The organism is Isachenkonia alkalipeptolytica (assembly GCF_009910325.1).
Taxonomy (GTDB): Bacteria; Bacillota; Clostridia; order Peptostreptococcales; family T1SED10-28; genus Isachenkonia; species Isachenkonia alkalipeptolytica.
Genome location: NZ_SUMG01000001.1, coordinates 142,594 through 163,804, shown reverse-complemented (window position 1 = coordinate 163,804; position 21,211 = coordinate 142,594). Strand labels below are relative to the sequence as shown.

The window sequence follows — 21,211 nt, the reverse complement described above, 5'->3', positions numbered from 1 at the left end:
CTAGTTGTATGTTCTAGCTATTTATCTTTCCTTTCATGATCAACCAATACAGTGAACAGTCTTTTAATCCGGATGTTTATTATTGCTAAGGGTGATGTTTCCTTGGTATAATGTCTACTTCACCTCTTTGAATCCTTCTCCCAGCACCTCATGGATGGTGCTGACCATCATAAAGGCCTTAGGATCCACTTCATGGACAATGCGCTTTAACTTTGCCACTTGGGCCCGGTTGACCACGCACAGAAGTACATCCCGGTTGGATCCGGTGTATACCCCTTTCCCCGACAGAGCCGTAACCCCCCGATGTAATTCCTGGGTTATCTTTTTTCCCATGACCTCAGGATCCTTGGAGATAATATAAAAGGCTTTGGCATAGCTTAGGCCCTCTACAATAAAATCAATGAGTTTTACCAAAATATACAGGGCGATAATGGAGTACAGGGACGTCTCAATTCTTCTTTCCACCAATCCTGCGGCTACCACGACCAGAAGGTCCAAAACCATCATCATTTTTGCCGTACTAAAATTCGGAAAAAATTTATTCAGAATGGCTCCTCCAAGGTCCGTCCCCCCCGTGGTTCCTCCAAAGCGAAAAACAATACCGAGCCCTACTCCGGAGATTACCCCGCCGTAAATCGCCGCTAGTAGCAAGTCGTCGGTTACAGCGATTTCTCCGAAGAACACATAGAAGAACCTGATAAATACCGACAACATAATGGTGGCATAGGCAGTTTTAGCACCGAAGGCTTTCCCTAAAATCATAATCCCCGCAATAAATAGGGGGACATTTACCGCCAGGTTGGTAAAGTCAATGGGAATGCCGAAAAGTTTCTGTATCAGAATGGCAAAACCCGTCACCCCTCCCGGGGCAATGGTATTGGGCTCTAAAAAAAACACCAAAGAAAAAGCCAGTAGACCTGAGCCAAGGGCTATGGCGAGATACTCCACAAGTAGGCGATACTTATTGTTTTGAATCATAGTCATTCTCCTTTCCAAAAATTAAGACCTCATTCTCCATAGGATGCTTAAGGGAATGAAAGGTCTTATTTTCACTTCATGGTTATATTGGTTATGTGTTGCTGACATAGGTCAGTTTAAAATCGTCATTATGTAATGCTTGGTTGTTTGTTACAGCTATTCTTAATACTCTGATAAAATCCCTAAGCTGATGGATAGGGCCCGGTTGACCTTGGCCATGGTTCGATCGTCCAGGGTTCCGATTTTTTCTTCCAATCGTGTTTTATCGATGGTTCGAATCTGTTCCAGTAAAATCACGGAATTTTTGGGAATTTTATAATGGCCAGTGTCCAGCTCCACATGGGTGGGTAGCTTCCCCTTGTTGATTTTCGACGTTATGGCCGCAACAATGACCGTGGGGCTGTATTTATTTCCGATGTTGTTTTGAATAATCAGCACCGGCCGAACCCCACCTTGTTCCGACCCCCTTACAGGGCTAAGATCTGCATAAAACATATCTCCTCTTTTAATTGCCACGGTTTAATCACTCTCCGATATCTTGCCTTCATATTCTTCCAAAAAAGGCAAATCTAAGCTCATACCCAGCTCTGCCAGGGCAGTATTAATGCTTGCCATTTCCTCGTAACCCGCCTTGATGTTGCAGAGTTTTTCTCCAAAGCACTTTTCTTGAATATAAGATCGAACAGCTCTGGTTAAAAATTCACTTCGATCCAAATTCTCGATTTTTGCCAGGCGATCAGCATCTTCAACGATTGATGGGGGTAAATGCACGATGATCTTCTTAGAATTGGGCATACTGCACCTCCAGTCCGTAAGTATTAGGCTAACTTATATTATATATCACTTAAGATTGTCGTGTCAACAAGTGATCGGTAATTGCCCATACTTCTCCTTTCATTAAATAAACCCTAGGAACCCTTCGACTGATCATACAAACAATTTCATAATTTATGGTGCCCAGTAAATCCGCAAAATCATCCGCGGTATTGGGATCTTCATCGTTGCTACTAATGACAGTAACCACGTCTCCTATATTGGCCTCTTCACCGGTGATATCCACCATGGACTGATCCATACAGATTCTTCCAACAATGGGATAGGCCTTCCCTTTTAGCATCACCTTGGCTTTTTCCGTCAGCAGCCTTGTAAAACCGTCTGCATAGCCCACGGGAAGGGTGGCAATCCGTCGGGTTTCCCGGGTTTCATATATGAGGCCGTAACTGACTCCGCGACCCTTTTCCAAGTCCTTTACCAACGCAATTTCCGCTTTTAACTCCAGTACCTTTTTTAGCTTGATTCTCCGATGGTCCACATCCTTCGAAGGATAAAGACCGTAGAGCATCAGTCCCGCGCGGACCATGTCCAGATTCATCTCGGGAAGATCAATAATTGCAGCGGAATTCGATACATGCTTAATCGGTATATTGAACCCTTCGGCTTCCAGTTTTTTCACTAAAAGCTGAAATTTTTCAAACTGTAAATAGGTAAAATCTTTTTTAGCATCATCGGCTATGGCAAAATGAGTATAAATCCCCTCCACTATCAACCCTTTCATACCTAGGATTCTTATCATTTTCTTCTGATCCTGCTCATGGGTTTGAAAACCCAGTCGGGACATACCGGTATCCACTTTGATGTGCACTGTTATTTTTTCTCCCCGCTCCAAAGCTTTTTCATTGAAGCACTTTCCTTGTTCATAGGTATATATGGTTTGGGTGATGTTATACTTGGTAATTGTCTCAAACTGAGTTTCCGGAGTATATCCCAGCACCATAATAGGAAGCGTTATTCCCGATTTTCGCAGTTCCACAGCTTCCGTCAGGGTGGCCACGGCGAACCGGTCAGCACCAGATTTTACCAGTGTTTCGGCGATCTCTACTGCCCCATGTCCATAACCATCCGCTTTGATTACCGCACAGGCTAAGGTATCTTTATTAATGTTTCGTTTAACCTCTTTCATATTGTGAGATAAATGGTCCAAATTAATTTCCGCCCATAGGGGCCGTAGATTCTCTTTATTAATCATAAGATCCTCCTTTGCTGATTATTGCCTGAGCAACAGCGTCTTTTTTACTGTGGGAAATACTGAGCCAAATCTCCGTGGCCCCCATGATTTCCAATTGTTCCTTTGCTCCGTTATGAAGAACTGCAAAGGGCCGGTGATTGCTGTCTTTATGTATTTCGACATCCTTCCAGCTAAAACCCCGTAGTCCGGTGCCCAAAGCTTTGCTTACGGCTTCTTTAGCGGCAAAATAGCCGGCTACCGTAATTGTAGACTTTTGGTTTTCTGTTATGTAGTCCACTTCTTGTTCGGTCAGGATACGATGTATAAACTTCGGATTTTTCTTTATGGCTCTTTCAATTCGATGAATTTCAATGATATCAATTCCAATACCTCTAACCATTATCCTTCACCTCTTCTTCTTCTTCACTGAAGTCCTTTAAAAAAGTCAGGTCCATTTGCTCCATCTGTTGATGGCCCATAACTCCATGAAGCATGTGGTATAAATCATTCAGCTTTTCTTCAATCCCCTCTTTTTCTGTCCGCATACCGTCCAGTTTTTTTCGTAGGCCCCTGATATTTTTTTGAACCTTGGAAAGTTTTTGTCGCTCGTGTAAAAATCGGGTGTAAGAAATTTCCGCCATCACTTTATAGAGTTTTTTTTGGATGTCTTTTAGTAAAATCTGTTTTTCTTCCAAATCACTTTTAAATTTTTCGATTTCTTCTTTCACATTCTCAATGTCTATTTTTGCTTTTTCCAATTCCTTGGTCAAGGATCCCCTGTCTTCGGAATTGATTTCATGAGAAAGGGCAATAATTCGGTTAATCAGTTGATCTTTATCCTCATATTTCTTTTGCAGTTTGCCTTCCATATCCCGAATCTCTTTTTCTTTGTTGTACAATTCCCCCTGGAGTTTTTTCGTCCTTTGATTTCCATAGGTTTTAATGGTTTGATGGCATTTAGATTCATTAAAAAATTGTTTGATGTTTTTCGGGTCCAGAATTTTTTCATCAATCTCAATTTTATGGGTTTTTTCGAAAGCTTTATTTTTTATAAAATTTATCATGGCTTATCCCCTTATAACTACTCCCTTGTATTTTTCTTTTAGAAGGTCTTAATTTATTATTCGCCAATTCCTTAAAATATCCTGCTTAAATTCCAAAAACAATTAACATTCCTAAAATCACCGTTAATAAAACGGCGTAAATGACCACATCTCCAAAAATAATCCGTTTTTCAAATTGTTGCACGCAAAAATTAGGGAACTTTTCACACACCACAGTAACCGGTTTATATATGAAACGTTCCGCATTAATCCATTTCGGCAACGGCAGACTGAATAAATGAAATTTCACACCCACTACAAACATACCGAATCCGATAATATAAACTCCCAGGAAGTCTACAATTTCATCAGCCCCGAAAAACTCCAGCCCCACTAAATAACTTTGAATAAACTCCGGGCTGTAGGTAAAGCTGCTTGCCGCAGGAATCAAGTAACCCTCGAAGAAAAAGGAAGGATTTAGACCGATGGCGATCACAAAGAAGGCAAGAATTCCCATGGCCCCATTCATACGATAATGGTCTCCCTCAATTTTTTCATATTCAGGGGCAAGGTCTCCCAGGAAGATGTATCCGAAGAACTTGAGGAAAGAGCATACGGTTCCCGCACTGACAATGACAAAAAGGAGCTCTGCATAACGAAAAACCTCATGACCGTAGAGATAGGCCTCATCAATGGCATGGTGAAGCACGGACTTGCTGGCAAAACCATTAAAGCCTGGCATCCCAGTAATACCAAAGACCGCTATTAAACACAGTAGGGCAGTAAGAGGCATCTTTTTCCAAAGACCCCCGAGCTTGTACATGTTCCATTCCCGAGTACGAAGGAATACCAATCCTGCCACCATAAAGAGAATCACCTTAAAGAAGGCGTGATTGATCATATGGAAGACGGCACCGGCAAAGCCCATAGCTCCTTCATAACCTAAATATCCTGCAACTCCTATTCCCATGATCATATAACCCATTTGACTCACACTGTGATAAGCCAGCATCCGTTTCATATTACCCTGCTGCAGGGCCATAAAAACGCCTACCACCATAGTTATGATTCCGATCCAAATAACCACAGCGCCAATGTTTCTTGAGACCTGCCATAAAAGTTCCACTGAGCTGAGTCGGGCACTGTCCGTAACGGAAAATACCACGGAGACCACCCGAAGAATTCCGTAGGCACCGATCTTGATCAGAATCCCGGAAGATAGTGCCACCACAGAAATCGGTCCACCTTCGTACACCTTAGGCATCCAGAAATGAAAGGGTACCATCCCCGCTTTGATACCGAAACCTCCAATTAAGAAAGCTGCAATAATATATTTGATCGGTCCCATTTCGCTAAACTGTACGGCGAGGGGGCTCCATTCAAAGCTTCCCGTATAGGCGGAGAGCATTAAAATTCCGCTTAGTATGGATAGCCCTCCGATAATTCCCATGTAAATATAAACTTTTCCCGCCTCTAACTGGTCTTCCCCCCTGTGATAAACCATCAAGGCATAGGAAATAAAGGTCATGGCCTCAAAGAATAGGAAAAAGCTCAAAAGGTCGCCAGCCATCAGGGTTCCGATAATAGCAAAGTAGGTTAAGGTGTAGAAAACATAGTTGATGTCTTCCAAACTGTAAATCCCCAGGGCCAACCATACAATTCCCGTTAAAATAATAAATACGTAGTTGAGCATATCAATACGAAATATGGCTCCCATACCGAATACATTTCCGATTTCATAGACCACAGGGGCCCGTTGGACTTCATTGAAGATCAGAATCATAAAAATCGTGGTGAGGAGTACAAAAACTTTTACCACATTTCGTCGAATTTTTCGTTCCTTATCTCCTATTGACGGAATTATCAGTAATTCCAGAACAATAAAAAGGACAATCGATGCAGGCATCCATACTTGAATGATTCCTCTTGAAATAATATCCAATGCTATTCATCCTTTCCTATGATAAAAGCTCCTGCTTCCTTAAGCAGAAGGATCAGCAAGAGCTCTCATTTTATATGATTCGGGTCAAAATAATCAGAGCAACCGTCAAAATTACCGTATATATTATAACATCTTCCTTAATAATTGTCATTTCATAACGATCGGTGATTTTTATTGCATTCTTATAAACCAGATTATACATCGGTCGGTACAGGGTGGTCTCTACATCCATCCAGTCCGGCATGGTCAGGTGGAATAAGTGATACCGGCTTCCGATAAAAAAGATTCCGAAACCGAATAAATAAATCCAAAACATGATGGAGATATCTGCGTAATTAAAAAAATTCATATCCACCAAATAACTTTCAATAAAATAAGGGTCGTATACAAACTGTCGGGCCGACGGAATTAAAAAGGCATTTAAGAAGTAATTGGGAGCCTGCCCGATGGCCACGATTAAAATCGCCAGTCCTGCCATGGCCATATCCATCATACCGTTATCTCCTTCGATATTTTGGTATTTTTCCGGAGTTTTTCCTAGGAAAACGTAACCGAAAAGTTTAATAAAGGAGCATACAGTACCGGCACTGACGATGGTAAACATCACTTCCGCATACCGGAAGGAATGATGACCGTATTCATAGGCTTCGATAATGGCATGGTGCAGCATGGATTTACTGGCAAAGCCGTTAAAACCCGGCATTCCTGTAATCCCTAAAGCGGCTATCAAACAAACCAAAGCGGTAAAGGGCATTTTTTTCCAAAGCCCTCCAAGCTTATACATGTCCTGCTCTCTGGTTCGTAGATATACCAATCCCGCTACCATAAACAATAGTCCCTTAAAAAGAGCATGGTTTACAATATGGTATACTGCTCCGGTAAAGCCCATGGCGCCGTAATCCCCAAGATAGGCTGCCACCCCGATCCCCATTACGATGTACCCCATTTGAGAGATGGAGTGATACGCCAGCATCTTTTTCATATGGGACTGCTGAAGCGCCATAAACACTCCTACGGTCATGGTGGCAATCCCCACCCAGATAATTACTGCTCCCAGGTTTTCGGAAACCGACCACAAGGTGGGATCCAGTTCTCCTAAGGCGGTGATATCAGGAATAAAAAAGCTGGTAATGATTCGAAGCAGTCCAAAGGCCCCTACCTTAATTAAAATCCCCGAAAGCAAAGCGCTGGCCGGCGTAGGGGCTACAGGATGAGCCTTAGGCAGCCAAATATGCAGAGGAAGCATCCCGGCCTTTACGCCAAATCCCAGTACAAAAAACAGAGTGATCAGGTATTTTATCCAGCCCAGCTCGTTCAGTTCCGCTGCCAGGGGTACAAACTCCAAGGTCCCGGTATAAACATATAAAAGAATTATTCCAAGAAGAATACTCAGGCCCCCGGCTACTCCCATATAGATGTAGTTGTTCCCCGCCAGCATGGATTCCTTTGACTGGTTGTGGGCCACCAACATATAGGAGGTTAAGGTCATCATCTCAAAGAAAAGAAACATCGTTAAGATATCTCCCGCAAATATGGTTCCGAGAATTCCTCCAAAGGTTACTGCCATCCATAGGGAGAATCTATTTCGGTGCCGTTCAATCCTCATATAGTCCCGGGTATAAATGGTTACCATCAACCACAAAACCCCTGCGGTCATGGCCATAATAAATCCAAGCATATCCACAGTAAAATGCAGTCCCACACCAAATACTCCAGGGATAAAATAGTCAATACTGCCTTCTACCACCTGGGGATACATTGCTAAAATCATTAAAAAAGTAACAAACGTAGAGTTTACAACAGTGGAATCCCTAAGGGTTTCCGACTTTCTTCCAAAATAGGCCTCAATAGGGCCTCCCACTAAGGGGATTAATATGGCAATAAAGGGCAGATAAGGAATATTGTTGATCAGATTCACAAAGGTCTCGGCGATGGAAAACTTCGTATCAAAGATAAATTCTCCCTGGGTTCCCGTACCCGCTCCCATGGTAATAATAATAAAAATCCCAACGAGAAATATTGTCAATACAAATACTAGTATACAGTTCACACAAAAAGAATCCAGATTACCTATGATTCGTTGCAGAATATTTTCTTTTTGTTTACTATTTAAATCTTTCATGTTTCTCCTCCTCTAAACTACAAGAAAGTTGGAACCGCTCGCTCAATAATATTCATAAGAATTTGAGGGAATATTCCTACTAAAATAATCAATCCTGCAATGATAACCATAGGCATGGTCATGGTTCTCGGAATACCGTCCCGAGTCATTTCTTCACTGCCATCTTCCCTGGGCTTTAAGAAAGCCGCTACAATAATGGGGAGATAATATACCGCGTTAAGAAAGCTACTTAATAGAATTACGACGAGATAGAAAGGCTGATTGGACTCGAGAACCGCCAGGGCTAAATACCACTTACTCATAAACCCGCTCATTCCGGGAATACCGATCATCCCTAGGGCCGCAATACTGAAAACAATCATGGTCAAGGGCATTTCATACCCAATCCCCGACAAGTCGTTGATTTTTCGTTTTTCCGTTTTATATATGATGGCTCCCGCACTTAGGAATAATGCGGATTTCATTAATCCGTGGGAGACTACATGAAAAAGGGACACGCTAAGCCCTTGGGTCGTGGCCATACCGATCCCCAGAAAGATGTATCCTAGTTGGGCCACACTGGAGTAGGCGAGCATTCTTTTAATATCTTTTTGTCCGATGGCAAATATGGACCCCATGATCATTCCCACAGCAGCAAAATAAGCAATGTAATTGTGAACTCCTAAATTAACGATGATAATTTCCGTACCTACTAAACGGAAAAGAACTTTCATCGCCACAAAAATATAGACCTTTACCACAAGGCCGGAAAGCAATGCGCTGGATGGAGTCGGTGCGCTGGAGTGGGCATCGGGAAGCCAGGTATGCAAGGGGAAAACCGCAGCTTTAATTCCAAGTCCCGCCGCCATAAAACCCAAGGCCAATAAAATATTGGTGGGATACATTTCCCAGGCAATAGCCATCTGATTGGACATCTCCGTGATGTTTAAGTATCCCGTGGCCATATATAAAAGAGCCACACCGAAAAGAAAAGAGATGGATGCCAAGGTGTTTAACATTAAGTACTTAAAGGCCGCCATAAAGTTTTCCTTTTTTCGTTTAATGGAAATTATTGCACAGGAAGTCATCGCCAGGATCTCCATAAATACATATGTATTAAACAGGTCATTGGTAAAGGTAATCCCCACCATTCCCACGAGCAGTAAAAATATTAAACTGTAATATACCGGAATTTGCTTTGGCAAAATTTCATGTTCAATGTCCCTTAAGGAATAAATCACCACTAAAGTGGTCATCATAAGGATGAAAAAGACCATCATGGTGGAAAACTCATCAACACTGAACTGTATCCCAATGGTGGGACTCCAGTTGCCGATATTATACATGTAGGATCCCTGAGTCATCACCTGAAAAAGCAGATAAGCGCTTAGCGATAGACTTGCTATCAGCACTGTCAGAATAAAATATTTTCCCTTCAAGTTAAACCTTTTCATCAGCAAAGGGGTCATAACCGCTCCTAAAAGGAGTATAAATAGAATCAATAACGGAAACTGCAAATAAGCCATCCTCTACTCCCCCCTCATTTCTAAGATTTCATCCAGCTCAACGGTGCCGTATACTTCATAAATTTTAATAATCAAACTGAGGGCGTAGGCCGTAATACTAACAGCAACCACAATTCCCGTAAGAATCATCGCCGTAGGTAAAGGATTCACATAGGAAGCAGTGATCGGTTCTTTTACGGTACCAAGTATGGGAGCATTACCTTCCGCAACGTATCCCACGGATACCATAAACAAAAATACGGCGGTTTCCATAATGTTGAGCCCAATAACTTTTTTGAGTAAATTCGGATGGGTTAATACGGTATAAAGCCCTATCACCAAAAGGGTGGCGGCTCCAAAATAATTAATTCGGTCCATGATAATTTCCAAAAACTCCATTTTAATGATCCTCCTTAATGAACACATGAAAAAGACTGATCAGGGTTACCGCAACTTTGAAAGCAATCCCCATATTTACCAAAGAAAGCATCTCAACTTGTACTTTTTCTCCATAAGCGATCTGATAGGCTCCCGCTTCTCTAAGCTGCAGCACATCATAACCCATAAAAACGACCACAAAGGCCATTAAAATAAAACAAAGCAGTACCTCCCGCTTTAATTTCCCAATGCGATCCGGTACTTTTTTTTCCGCTTTAGCAAGGCCAAACACAATGGTATACAGAACAATTGCGGAACCCATAATGGCTCCACCGGCAAAACTTCCCCCCGGTGATGCGCTGGCGTTTAAAATAATATAAGTGCCGTATAAGTAAATAAAGGGGGTAACGATGCGTATAATGGTTTTTACTATTAAATCGTCCATAGATGCGTGCTCCTTTTACTCTTCTTTAATACTTCTTTTTTTTTCATTTCCCCTAAGTACGGATATTACCGCAACAATTGAAGTAAATAGAACTCCGGCTTCAAGCAAGGTATCTATCCCTCGGTAGTATTTTAAAACTGCTGTTACGGTGTTGGGGGTTTTCGTATCATCAATGGCATTCTCGATGTAATAATCCGCCACTTCATTTTGACTGGGATTTTCCGGATCTCCGATAGCGGGAAGCTCCATAACACTGATAAACATAATTCCCAGCAGACCCAAAAACACTAGAGGTATAAAAAATTTTTTCATTTTTCCACCCTCCTTATTCTGGAAACCGTGGCAATCAGAAGAATAGTAGTAACACCGGCTCCAATGGCGGCTTCCGTCAAGGCAATATCCGGCGCCATGAGTATCAGCCACAAAATAGCCATTACCAAACTGTATGATGCGAAAATGATAATGGCACTAAGCAAGTCCTTTGTCCGCTCAACAGCTAAAGCGCAAACAATCAGGAAAAGTATTAAAATAACATTTAAGATTTCCATTTGATCCTCTCCTTATGATTCTCTTCAGAATCCTTACATCAGGATTTTCTTACAGATACATTTAGATTATTCTTCTTGAATTTTACTTTTGAAGTTCCTCTTTTTTTTCACTGTGGTATTTTGCCTTAGCAATAATATGGGCGGCGGTAGGATTGGTAATCCAGATAAAAGCAATTACAATGATGCTTTTCACACTGATTATACTAAACCCACTGTACACCGCAAGGGCTAATAGGGCAAGACCCGCTCCCAAAGTATCACATTTGGTGCTGGCATGCATTCTTGTATAGGTATCGGGCATTCGTATAAGTCCTAAGGTTCCTACGCCAAAAAAGAAGGCGCTGCTTCCTATCAATATTAATATAATGGCGTTTATGATCATTTCTACCTCTCCTTAATAAAGCTTTCCTTTTTCTAAGTATTTGGACACCGCAATGGTTGCAATAAATCCCATCATGGCATAGACCAGAGCCACATCAATAAAGCTTTCCTGTCCGGTTTGTATCGCTAAAAACGCAATGAGCACCGCAATTTTAGTAGAAATCACGTCAATTGCCACCACACGATCCGCCGCTGTGGGGCCTGCATAGGCTCGGTACAGACAGACAAACATGGTGACCCCTAAAAATATAATAAAACCTAAAAAAACAGTCTCCATCATCTTTACTCCGCCTCCAGTTTTCGTACAAATTCTTCGATAATACTGCCTTCCAGCCCCTCCGCCGCTTCCTTGGTTAATGCGTGCACAAGAAATCCTTCCTCGTCGATATCTACGGTCAAGGTCCCCGGGGTTAAGGTTACGGAATTCCCAAAGATCACTTTATCAAAATCCTTTTCAAAGGTTTTTTTCACCTTTACAAAGGAGGGAGAAATCGGTAAGGAAGGAGAAAGGACAATTTTGGCCACCTGCCAGTTGGACTTTAATATTTCGATCAGCATAACGAAAATAAATTTTACAAAAAGCACTATTTTCCCCGGGCTAAAAAGGGTCGTCTCCTTGGGTGAAAACAATAAACTTTTGGAATACAGCATAATCAGCCCTACGGCCCCTGCACCGATCAGTGCAATTTCCAAAGTAAACTGCTGCGATAAAATAATCCAAAATAAAAAAAGCAAAACAAAATAATAGCTGTAAGTTTTTATACGATTTTTCAATGTACACACCTCTTAGTCTGTTCTATGAGATTATTATAAAACCCTTCTCTTTTAAGAAATTCAAGGGTTTCGATTCATGTCATATTCTATTGTACTCCTATTACTTTTAGATTTCAACATGAAATCCGTGAAATCAAGAAAAATTCTTCAGACTTCATTTTCTTCGAAGTATTTTAATACAACAAACCCCTTTATAACAAACCTTCTGTTCTATAAGAAAGTGGTTACAAAGGGGTGCTTTTATGTCAGATAGCTTAGACTTTATGCTCTGTTGTTAACTTCGATTTTCACCATTTATCATTGTGTCAATTAATTATTTACCACAAGAGACTTATTTCATATAACTGACGGTGGACTCCTGTTGTTTTTCTTTTTTCGCTAATACCATCACCAATGTTTTTTTTAACCCGATCCAGCCTAAACAGGATATAGCAGCGATGGTTCCAAGCTTTCCACCCACTCCTGCAAAGGGAACCTCCACCAAGATAAATAGCACTCCGGCGATAAATCCCACCGCGGCCATTTCTTTAAGGTTTGGTACGTTTTTCGCTGCCACCATTCCGGCGTAGGAAGATGTTGTGGCCATCACTGCCAGGGTAGTCCCCATCTCGAAAAAATGAGGCAAAAACAGTCCCGATAACAGTACCACTATAGCGGAACCGAAAACCGCACCTTTCTCTAATTTCACACTGATTGTATAAGTTGCTATTCCTGCTAAAATTGCTGTAATTATAATTGCCAGATTATCCATTATTGTTCCTCCTATCCGAAAATGCTCATAATAAAGCGACTTACCTGTACCGAAAATGCTGCGGTGGTCCCACCTTTTCCACCGATTCCCGCATAAATCTCCGCCGTTAAGATAATTACGATTCCCACCACCGCACCGGCCAGAGCAGCGGCACCAATGCTTGGGAGTACAGCAATTCCTGACATCCCTACGAAGGATGCGGTATAAGTTGCTCCAGCTAAGGGTGCAGTCAATAAAATCCCTGCCAACACTCCGACTATTCCATTGGCGATGATTGCCGAATAGCCCATTTCATGTTGAATGTACCAAGTAATTACCGTGCCAAGAAAGGCACAGATAAATGTAGTTGCTTTCTTTTTATCAAACATATCCAGCCCTCCTTTATTTTTTTAAGTCTTTGTAATGATCCGTTAGTCCTACACCGAAAAACGCCCCAATGATCAGCAACAATCCAATATTAATCGGATCCGATGTTTCCATAATCGAAAGAACAATCAAGGCTGTACCGGTTAAAATGAACAAAACAAAACCTATCATCTTTCTTGTCATTTATAGCCCTCCTACATCCATAATAGATTATTTATAAGTACTCCTTCTATTCTAAAGCTTCGTCAAATGTTTGTCAATCGATTTGGATAATTAAATAACAAGGATTTTCATCCATTTTACTCCATAAAAACCCCCTTAAGGATAAACCCTTAAGGGGAAAAGTTTTATAAGTTCTATATTTAAGCGGAATAGGATCGGATAATATCTCTTCGACTGATGATCCCCACCAATCGATTATCCTTGATTACAGGTACCCGGTTGATTTTTTCTTTTGTCATGATGGTCGCCACTTCTTCTACGGTTTGATCTTCCTCAACGGTAATGACCTCTGTGGTCATTACATCCTCCACTCGGTAAGCTACCATCTTTTTAAGCTGCTTCTCGATGGTTTTGGTGCTCTCTAAAAAAACGTAGCCGTCCAATATGCTGAAAAACGTGGGTATTCTAAGTTTCTTACTGCGGTATATCAAATCTCCTTCCGTAACAATGCCGATTACATGCTCCTCATCATCCACAACGGGAACCCCGCTGATATTTTTATCCATCAAAATTTTGATTACATCTTCCACTAAGTCCTGGCTTTTAACCGAAATTACTTCCTTTGTCATAATATCCTTGGCTAACATCGACCTCTCCTCCTTAGTAAAAACTTATATAACATTACTTACCCGCTTTCCTCTATATTAACCAGTTCCTTTTCAGTCTCTCGGTAAATTAACATATAAAAGATGAGCAAGGTCACCGTGGCCAATGTAGGAATGATATTGTCCAGGAAAGGACTTAAGTAACCCAGGTCTCCGATGACCATATTCACAAACATATTGACAATCCACGCTGCCATTCGAATTCCCAAAAAACCTGCAAAAAGCGGCCAAAAACACACTTTGCTTTTTCGAAAAGCTTCTCTTAAACCGTCAAACACCCCTAACTCTCCTAATACCATGGCAGGAAACCACAGTTTTAAAATCAGGTGCAGTACCGCTGCCATAAGGATAAAGGCCAGCCCTAAAAGCATAACCAAAAGCACGGCCATACCTTCATCCACCCTCGAACCTATAAAGGCTACCAAAGCAAAGACTATAAAACCGAGTAAAAATATGAAAATCCAAAGGGCCAGCTTTCCGATACGATACATTAAGTATTTACCAAAGTATCTCCCCACATTGGGAAATACCCTTGAAAAATCCGGTTTTTCTCCCTCTTCCAAACTTTCTTTAATCATTCCAAAGGTGGCGGGCACCGCAATAAAATTCATCAGAAGTCCCAGAGCCGCCACAATTATACTGGCCAATATATACTCTCTATTTGCCTGAAAGAACTCCCGGGTCACCTGTTCATAGTTCTCCAGTACATGTTGTGTTTCGCCGATTTCTTCAACGGAGAGTATACTGATTAATTCCGTAGAAATTTCAGTAAATATGTAGATGCTTAACAACGCGGGAATTAACCGGGTTAAATAAACGGGAAGTGCCAGCACCCAATTTCCTCTCAGGATTCCAAAAGCTTTTTTTACCTGTTCCATTACCCATTTCCTCCTTTTTTCTAATTCTGCTTTCATTATATTAAAGAAAATCCTTTTTGTCATCCATCACTTTGGGTATATAGTCAAAACAAGTACTAAAGTAGATTCTTTTTTACCAATTTTAAAGTGAGGTGCATGGATAATGAAACATCTGAAAAACTATATCAACGGAAATTGGACCGAGGGAGACGCAGGATCCTTTTCGGTCAACAATCCTGCAACGGGGGAGGTCCTAGCCATGGTCCCGAAGGCTTCCCCGGAGCAGGTAAGAGGCGCAGTAGATGATGCGGAAACTGCTTTTCGGTTCTGGTCCAAGGAAACTGCCGAAACCCGTTCCAACCATCTTCGACGGTTGTATGATCTTATCTTGGAAAACGTGGAAGAACTGGGCCGAACCATTACCTTAGAACAGGGAAAGCCTTTAAAAGAAGGGATCGGCGAAGTCCGATACGGAGCAAGTTTTGTTCAGTGGTACAGCGAAGAAGCCAAAAGGGTAACCGGTGAGATGATCCCCGCCTCCCATAAAAACAAACGTATTATGGTACTAAAACAACCGGTGGGGGTGGTGGCCGCCATTACTCCATGGAATTTCCCCTTTGCTATGATTACACGAAAAATCGCCCCGGCTCTAGCCGCCGGCTGTACCGTAATCATTAAACCCGCTAGTCAAACCCCCATCAGTGCCATTAAAATCATGGAACTTGTGGAGAAGGCGGGGTTTCCCAAAGGAGTGGTAAACCTTGTAACCGGTGATGCCGCCTCCATCGGCAACGTCTTTTTAGACCACAAAAAGATTAAAAAGATTACCTTTACCGGTTCCACTGAAGTGGGAAAAGAACTATATCGGGGAGCAGCGGATACCGTTAAACGAATTTCCTTGGAGTTGGGAGGCCATGCCCCTTTCATCCTTTTCGACGACGGAAAGCTTTTTGATAGTATTCAAGGAGCCTTGGCATCCAAATTTAGAAACTGCGGCCAGGCCTGCATTTCTTCCAATCGGTTTTATGTCCAACAGGGGATTCAGGCCGAGTTTATTGAAGGGCTGAAAATTCAGTTGAAGAGTTTCCGTCAGGGAAACGGATTAACCTCGGATACGGACCTGGGTCCTTTGATCGATCAAAGAGCCTATGAAAAGGTTTCGGACCATGTGACCGATGCCCTTTCCAAAGGGGCCGCTCTGGAATACAGGGGAGATATTCCCGCTAAAAAACCCAATGGTGAAGGCGGCTATTTCTATCCTCCTACCATACTTTCCGGCATTGGACCCGATATGAAAATTTACCGGGAAGAAACCTTCGGACCGGTAATTCCCATCATCCCCTTCCGAGAGGAAGAGGAGCTTCTGACCATGGCCAATGACAGTGACTACGGTCTGGCGGCCTACGTTTACACTCAGGATTTATCCCGAGCCCTAAGAGTATCCGAAGCCCTGGAATACGGTATCATCGGCCTTAATGACGGAGCCCCCTCGACGGCCCAGGCTCCCTTCGGAGGTTTTAAAGAAAGCGGGATTGATCGAGAGGGCGGCCACTACGGTATTGAACCCTTCCTGGAAACGAAATACATTTCTATCGGCTTATAAGTGATAATTCATGGATTCGAAGCTGATTAAAAAAGTTTTCTTCGGGTATTAATGAAAATGATTATCAAATTCTAAGGAGGAATGAATTATGTCAAATCGAAAAATCACGGTGAACGGGAATCCTATGTCTCTTGTAGGCGAAGAGTTAACAGTCGGAAGCAAGGCCCCGGATTTCACCGCTCTTACAAAAGACCTTAAGCCTTTCGGACTTAAGGACATGGAGGGAAAACATAAACTGATCAGCATTATGACCTCCGTCGATACCGGAGTTTGTGAGCTACAGGGAATTCGTTTTAATGACGAGGCTAAAAAATTAAAAAACACCGTAACCGTTACAATCACCATGGATCTTCCCTTTGCTCTGGGTCGCTACTGCGCCAACAAAGATATTGACACCGCCATAACCCTATCGGATCATAAAGACGCTTCCTTCGGAGTAAACTACGGTTTTCTGATCAAAGAACTGCGTCTGTTAAACCGGGGGACTGTGATCATTGATAAGGACAATGTAGTACAATATGTGGAGCATGTGGAGGAAAACTCCAATCATCCCGATTACGATAAAGCCTTAGAAATCATCAAGTCTTTAGACTCTTAGAACCCAAATAAAAAAGTTTTATCTATTGAATTGAATATTGTTTATGTATTGAATATCGTAAAAAAACCCCCCAATCTCTTGGATTAGGGGGTTTTTTTGAGTTCTTTATCTTTCGTTTAATACATTACCGATGGCCCATTTAGCCATGGTCAGTTTCACTTTGTCGGATCCTACTTCGATCACAACAATATCTTCTTTAACGGTTAGAATTTTTCCATGAATCCCACCGATGGTGGAAACTTCGTCTCCAACCTTTAAACTGCTCCGCATTTCCTTAACTTTCTTTTCTTTCTTTTGTTGGGGTCTGATAATTAAAAAATAAAAAATCGCAAGAAAACCCAACATCAACAGTATTCCAGAATATTGTTCCATGATATTCCTCCTTTTCTTTTCTACTATATAATTTTAAACCATTTCAATAGAAATTAAAATGGTAAAATTCAGTTTTTTACGAATTTCAATAGAAAACTTCTTTACCGGATCAGCCGGAAGCTTCGCATTTGGGTTCGCATTAAATAATGGGTAATCAGAGTGGATAGTAAATCCGATATGGGAAAGGCCAACCAAATCCCGTCGGTTCCCATAAATAAAGGGAGTATCAAGGCTAGGGGAATCAAAATAAGCACTTGTCTCGCAAGAGACAGAATAATTGCCGGTCGTGCTTTCCCGATGGACTGAAACATTCCCGCCCCCACAATTTGATATCCAATCACCGGAAGTACAAAAATGTTTATACGAATCGCCCGAACCCCTTGAGCAATTAATTCCGGATCGTCATTAAACAAGCCAATCATATAACCGGGTATGGTCATTAAAATAATATAGGCCAAGGTAGCAATCCCTGTTGTTCCTATAATTGCAAGCTTTAGGGTCTCATGTACCCGGGGATATTCCTTCGCCCCGTAGTTGTATCCTACTATCGGTTGCATACCTTGTACTATACCTAATAACGGCATTAAAGTAAAGGTTAATAATTTATTGATGGCCACAAACACCGCCAAGGAGGTGTCATCTCCATAATGAGCCAGGGAATGGTTTAGAATTATACTCATCAAGGTCCCCGCTGCCATTCGGGCAAATGTGGAAGCCCCGATTAAAAAGATCTCCCGTATAATTTTCATGTCCGGTCTAAAATAAGCTTTTCTTACCTTCAGGCTGCTCTTTCCCCGAATGAAATAATATAACAGGTAAATCGCTGCAAAAGATTGGGCCAATACCGTAGCCAGAGCCGCACCACGAATTCCCATATTAAATCCGAAAATAAATATCGGATCTAAAATAATATTGAGCCCCGCAGAAATGATCATTGTAATCATGGCAACCTTAGCATTTCCCTCTGCCCGTACAATGTTGTTGCTTCCCATGGCAAAGACAAAAATCACAGACCCCAGTAAAATCACCTGAATGTATTCCAGAGCATAAGGAAGAGAAGCCTCCGTGGCTCCGAAGAGCTTTAAAATCGGGGTGGTAAACAACAGCCCGAATACAGAGATCAAAAGACTCAAAGAAATCAACAGGAAAAAAATATTCCCCACGGTTTTTTCCCCATGATCCTTATCCCCTTTTCCCAGACTTCGGGAAATAATCGAAGCGCCTCCCACCCCCACGGTTTGGGCGATGGACATTACAAGAATCTGTATAGGAAAAGCGATTTGCAGCCCAGCCAACCCCACAGTGCCCACAGCTCTTCCCACAAAAATCGCGTCCACCAAACTGTACATGGACTGGACCGCCATCCCCACCATGGCGGGGGCGGACATTTTTATTAATAAGGTTTTTATATTTTCCTTTCCCAGTAATTCACTATGCGTCATCATCCTTATTCCCCTCTGTCACAGGATTTTCTCACGTCCCGGTTTAAATCGATACCATAAACGGAGTTTAATTGAACCTTGATTCATAATACACTTATTATATCGGTTTTGTCAAATTCCTCTTTCACGGGAGAATCCCTCCTTTTTCGGGAATTTCAAAATATTTCAGAGAATTAATGGTTTTCCTTGGATTTTATTCTCCCAATCCTATAAAATAGAAGAAAAGAGAATGTACCTACGGAGGTTTTGAATATGAAAAAAGACGTAATTTTACAGTCCCATGATCGGAGCAAGGCCTATGGAATCCACACCCAGCAGACCTTCAGCTCGAAAATCCTAAAAGAGGAGGGTTTAGAAAAGGTCCTGCAGGAAAACAGGGAATTGATTGCTTTGTCAGAGCCGATCATCAACAATCTTTACAACTTCGTCAAAGGCTCCGGTTTTTTTGGTATTCTTACCGATGTCCAGGGCTGTATTCTTAATATTATGGGGGATGAAAACGTGTTAGAGGTAGCCTTTGAACTGGATATGGTCCCCGGGGCATACATGTCCGAGGAACACATCGGCACCAATGCCATGGGCACTGCCCTGTGGGAAAAAAAACCGGTGCAGATATCCGGGGAAGAACATTTTGTTAAGGTTTATCACCGATGGACCTGCTCTGCGGCTCCGATTCAGGACCCTAAGGGAAACATTATCGGCACCTTGAACCTCACGGGCTACAGCAACCTGGTTCACGCCCACACCCTGGGAATGGTGGTGGCGGCTGTACAATCCATCGAATTGGCTTTAAAACATCAACAGGCCAAGGATAAGCTTCTTTGGTCAAGACAGTATGCAGGCACCATCATCGACTCCATTCCCAAAGGAATATTAACCCTCAGTCCCCGGGGTTATATCAAAAGCATTAACCGAAAGGGTCAAAAAATCATTGGAGCCTCTCAGGATGCTTTGATCGGTGTGCCTGCCAAGGAATTTTTCGTAGACTGGCCAAAGGTCAAATCCGCCTTTTCTCATCAACGGTATCCATTAAAGTCCCGAACCTATATCCAGCACCACCATAAAAGTCTGGAAATCGATTTGGAACTCCATCCCATCTTCGATGCCCGGGAAAACCGTAACGGAATGATCTGTATTTTTACCGAAGTCCCCAGGGTTTCTCAATTGGACCAATCAAAACCCCATCACAAGATGTATACCTTTGATAAGATCATCGGTCGTAATAAAAAGTTTTTGAATACCCTGGAGTATGCTAAACAGATTGCCAACAGTCCTTCCACGGTTTTAATTTCCGGCGAAAGCGGGACCGGGAAAGAGGTTTTTGCCCAGTCCTTGCACCGGGCCAGTGATCGCCAGGATCAACCCTTTATTCCTCTAAACTGCGGGGCGATCCCCAAGGATCTGATCGAATCCGAACTCTTCGGCTACGAAGAGGGGGCCTTCACCGGTGCAAAAAAAGGCGGCAATAAAGGAAAGTTTGAACTGGCCCACAGAGGCTCCCTGTTTTTAGATGAAATCGGAGAAATGCCCCTGTTTATGCAAACCAACCTTCTTCGGGTTTTAGAAGACCGGGAGTTTTACCGGATCGGCGGCTCAAAAAAAATTCCAGTGGACGTCCGCATCATCGCCGCCACCAATAAGGATTTAAGAGAGGAAGTGGAAAAGGGAAATTTTCGAAAGGATCTTTATTATCGGATCAACGTCCTACCCTTATCCCTGGCTCCTCTACGGGAAAGAAAGGACGATATTCCCTTATTCATCGATTATTTCATGACGACCAAATCCTTAAAACTTCAAAAAGAACCCTTTACCCTTTCCAAGGATCAATTGGAGGAAATGCTTCACTACCATTGGCCGGGAAATATACGGGAGCTGGAAAACATGGTGGAACAACTGGTGAATGCTCAAAGCACGGCGCCCTACGCCCAGGAGAACAGTGGTATTTCCCCAGGTTTTGAGGTTGCCAAAGAGGAGCCCTCTTCCGCCGCAAACCCCAGCCCACCGGTGAAACCCCTGGAGATTGTTGAAAAGGATCATATTCTACAGGCTTTAAATTACTTCAATCACAATATCACCGCCGCTGCCAAGGCGCTAGGACTGGGGAGAAATACCCTGTATCGAAAGATGGATAAATACGGGATTTCCCGTTAACTCTCCGACTTACATTCGTTATTTGATTTGAAATGGGAGCGAAAATTTTTTCCTCCCTTCTTACTTTTCTTAAGATATAAATATTCGCTCCATAATCGAGCAGTGTTCTATTTGCGAACGGTTCCTCCGGAGATTTTCGCTCCA

Annotated in this window: 26 protein-coding genes; 3 read left to right on the top strand and 23 right to left on the bottom strand. The window is 42.3% G+C overall.

The genetic code is table 11. The features are described 5' to 3' along the window. Positions 1 to 114: 114 nt before the first annotated feature. The 21 genes from ISALK_RS00785 to ISALK_RS00685 all read right to left on the bottom strand — a co-directional run bounded on the left by ISALK_RS00785 (position 115) and on the right by ISALK_RS00685 (position 14,922). Positions 115 to 978 carry a YitT family protein gene (locus tag ISALK_RS00785; protein ID WP_160718330.1) on the bottom strand — a complete coding sequence of 288 codons (864 nt, stop codon included), beginning with the start codon at positions 976 to 978 and terminating at the stop codon, positions 115 to 117. 162 nt (positions 979 to 1,140) lie between these two features. Beyond that, entirely contained in the window at positions 1,141 to 1,473 is a 333-nt protein-coding gene (locus ISALK_RS00780; RefSeq protein ID WP_201756819.1) for a type II toxin-antitoxin system PemK/MazF family toxin, read from the bottom strand. A 24-nt stretch (positions 1,474 to 1,497) separates the two neighbouring features. After that, complete coding sequence (locus ISALK_RS00775; RefSeq protein WP_160718328.1) at positions 1,498 to 1,773, bottom strand: CopG family transcriptional regulator; 276 nt, start codon at positions 1,771 to 1,773, stop codon at positions 1,498 to 1,500. Positions 1,774 to 1,822: 49 nt separating this feature from the next. Beyond that, a complete protein-coding gene (gene alr, locus ISALK_RS00770; RefSeq protein WP_201756807.1) occupies positions 1,823 to 3,004 on the bottom strand; it encodes an alanine racemase in 1,182 nt (393 codons plus the stop codon). Continuing rightward, the gene (gene acpS / locus ISALK_RS00765; protein WP_160718327.1) at positions 2,997 to 3,383 is read right to left on the bottom strand and encodes a holo-ACP synthase; all 387 of its coding nucleotides are present in this window, start codon (positions 3,381 to 3,383) and stop codon (positions 2,997 to 2,999) included. Before acpS ends, alr begins: the two co-directional genes overlap by 8 nt. Further along, complete coding sequence (locus ISALK_RS00760) at positions 3,376 to 4,047, bottom strand: coiled-coil domain-containing protein (RefSeq protein WP_160718326.1); 672 nt, start codon at positions 4,045 to 4,047, stop codon at positions 3,376 to 3,378. The genes acpS and ISALK_RS00760 overlap by 8 nt, the downstream gene beginning before the upstream one ends. 85 nt (positions 4,048 to 4,132) lie before the next feature. Then, positions 4,133 to 5,968, bottom strand: coding sequence for a complex I subunit 5 family protein (locus tag ISALK_RS00755; RefSeq protein WP_236660213.1), 1,836 nt, complete (start codon positions 5,966 to 5,968; stop codon positions 4,133 to 4,135). A gap of 70 nt (positions 5,969 to 6,038) precedes the next feature. Next, complete coding sequence (locus tag ISALK_RS00750; protein WP_160718325.1) at positions 6,039 to 8,090, bottom strand: complex I subunit 5 family protein; 2,052 nt, start codon at positions 8,088 to 8,090, stop codon at positions 6,039 to 6,041. A 17-nt stretch (positions 8,091 to 8,107) separates the two neighbouring features. Next, the gene (locus ISALK_RS00745) at positions 8,108 to 9,595 is read right to left on the bottom strand and encodes a complex I subunit 5 family protein (protein WP_160718324.1); all 1,488 of its coding nucleotides are present in this window, start codon (positions 9,593 to 9,595) and stop codon (positions 8,108 to 8,110) included. A 3-nt stretch (positions 9,596 to 9,598) separates the two neighbouring features. Next, complete coding sequence (locus ISALK_RS00740) at positions 9,599 to 9,973, bottom strand: sodium:proton antiporter (RefSeq protein WP_160718323.1); 375 nt, start codon at positions 9,971 to 9,973, stop codon at positions 9,599 to 9,601. A gap of 1 nt (position 9,974) precedes the next feature. Then, entirely contained in the window at positions 9,975 to 10,397 is a 423-nt protein-coding gene (locus tag ISALK_RS00735) for an MnhB domain-containing protein (RefSeq protein WP_160718322.1), read from the bottom strand. A gap of 15 nt (positions 10,398 to 10,412) precedes the next feature. Beyond that, positions 10,413 to 10,709 carry a hydrogen gas-evolving membrane-bound hydrogenase subunit E gene (gene mbhE / locus ISALK_RS00730; RefSeq protein ID WP_160718321.1) on the bottom strand — a complete coding sequence of 99 codons (297 nt, stop codon included), beginning with the start codon at positions 10,707 to 10,709 and terminating at the stop codon, positions 10,413 to 10,415. After that, a complete protein-coding gene (locus tag ISALK_RS00725; protein WP_160718320.1) occupies positions 10,706 to 10,945 on the bottom strand; it encodes a hydrogenase subunit MbhD domain-containing protein in 240 nt (79 codons plus the stop codon). The genes mbhE and ISALK_RS00725 overlap by 4 nt, the downstream gene beginning before the upstream one ends. Before the next feature lie 82 nt (positions 10,946 to 11,027). Beyond that, on the bottom strand, positions 11,028 to 11,327 hold the full coding sequence (gene mnhG, locus ISALK_RS00720) for a monovalent cation/H(+) antiporter subunit G (protein ID WP_160718319.1): 300 nt from the start codon (positions 11,325 to 11,327) through the stop codon (positions 11,028 to 11,030). 12 nt (positions 11,328 to 11,339) lie between these two features. Beyond that, entirely contained in the window at positions 11,340 to 11,606 is a 267-nt protein-coding gene (locus tag ISALK_RS00715; protein WP_160718318.1) for an MrpF/PhaF family protein, read from the bottom strand. Between the two features lie 2 nt (positions 11,607 to 11,608). Beyond that, entirely contained in the window at positions 11,609 to 12,100 is a 492-nt protein-coding gene (locus tag ISALK_RS00710; RefSeq protein WP_160718317.1) for a Na+/H+ antiporter subunit E, read from the bottom strand. 331 nt (positions 12,101 to 12,431) lie between these two features. Further along, positions 12,432 to 12,851: a hypothetical protein gene (locus ISALK_RS00705; protein ID WP_160718316.1), complete on the bottom strand. Its 420-nt coding sequence runs from the start codon at positions 12,849 to 12,851 to the stop codon at positions 12,432 to 12,434. An 11-nt stretch (positions 12,852 to 12,862) separates the two neighbouring features. After that, positions 12,863 to 13,219, bottom strand: coding sequence for a hypothetical protein (locus tag ISALK_RS00700; RefSeq protein ID WP_160718315.1), 357 nt, complete (start codon positions 13,217 to 13,219; stop codon positions 12,863 to 12,865). Between the two features lie 13 nt (positions 13,220 to 13,232). Beyond that, positions 13,233 to 13,400, bottom strand: a complete 168-nt coding sequence (locus ISALK_RS00695) for a hypothetical protein (protein ID WP_160718314.1) — start codon at positions 13,398 to 13,400, stop codon at positions 13,233 to 13,235. 179 nt (positions 13,401 to 13,579) lie between these two features. Continuing rightward, positions 13,580 to 14,026 (bottom strand): CBS domain-containing protein, encoded by a 447-nt coding sequence (locus ISALK_RS00690; RefSeq protein ID WP_160718313.1) that lies wholly within the window; start codon positions 14,024 to 14,026, stop codon positions 13,580 to 13,582. A 38-nt stretch (positions 14,027 to 14,064) separates the two neighbouring features. Continuing rightward, the gene (locus ISALK_RS00685; RefSeq protein WP_160718312.1) at positions 14,065 to 14,922 is read right to left on the bottom strand and encodes a hypothetical protein; all 858 of its coding nucleotides are present in this window, start codon (positions 14,920 to 14,922) and stop codon (positions 14,065 to 14,067) included. 142 nt (positions 14,923 to 15,064) lie between these two features. On the opposite strand from ISALK_RS00685, the gene ISALK_RS00680 reads away from it, so the two are divergent. Together ISALK_RS00680 and tpx are read left to right on the top strand one after the other, a co-directional pair. Beyond that, positions 15,065 to 16,504, top strand: coding sequence for an NAD-dependent succinate-semialdehyde dehydrogenase (locus ISALK_RS00680; RefSeq protein ID WP_160718311.1), 1,440 nt, complete (start codon positions 15,065 to 15,067; stop codon positions 16,502 to 16,504). Between the two features lie 88 nt (positions 16,505 to 16,592). After that, positions 16,593 to 17,102 carry a thiol peroxidase gene (gene tpx / locus ISALK_RS00675; RefSeq protein ID WP_160718310.1) on the top strand — a complete coding sequence of 170 codons (510 nt, stop codon included), beginning with the start codon at positions 16,593 to 16,595 and terminating at the stop codon, positions 17,100 to 17,102. Positions 17,103 to 17,207: 105 nt separating this feature from the next. Here tpx and yajC read toward each other — a convergent pair whose 3' ends face one another. After that, a complete protein-coding gene (gene yajC / locus ISALK_RS00670) occupies positions 17,208 to 17,474 on the bottom strand; it encodes a preprotein translocase subunit YajC (protein ID WP_160718309.1) in 267 nt (88 codons plus the stop codon). Positions 17,475 to 17,575: 101 nt separating this feature from the next. Then, positions 17,576 to 18,919: an MATE family efflux transporter gene (locus tag ISALK_RS00665; RefSeq protein WP_160718308.1), complete on the bottom strand. Its 1,344-nt coding sequence runs from the start codon at positions 18,917 to 18,919 to the stop codon at positions 17,576 to 17,578. Positions 18,920 to 19,168: 249 nt separating this feature from the next. Here ISALK_RS00665 and ISALK_RS00660 point away from each other — a divergent pair, with 249 nt between their 5' ends. Then, complete coding sequence (locus ISALK_RS00660) at positions 19,169 to 21,067, top strand: sigma-54-dependent Fis family transcriptional regulator (RefSeq protein ID WP_160718307.1); 1,899 nt, start codon at positions 19,169 to 19,171, stop codon at positions 21,065 to 21,067. Positions 21,068 to 21,211: the final 144 nt, after the last annotated feature.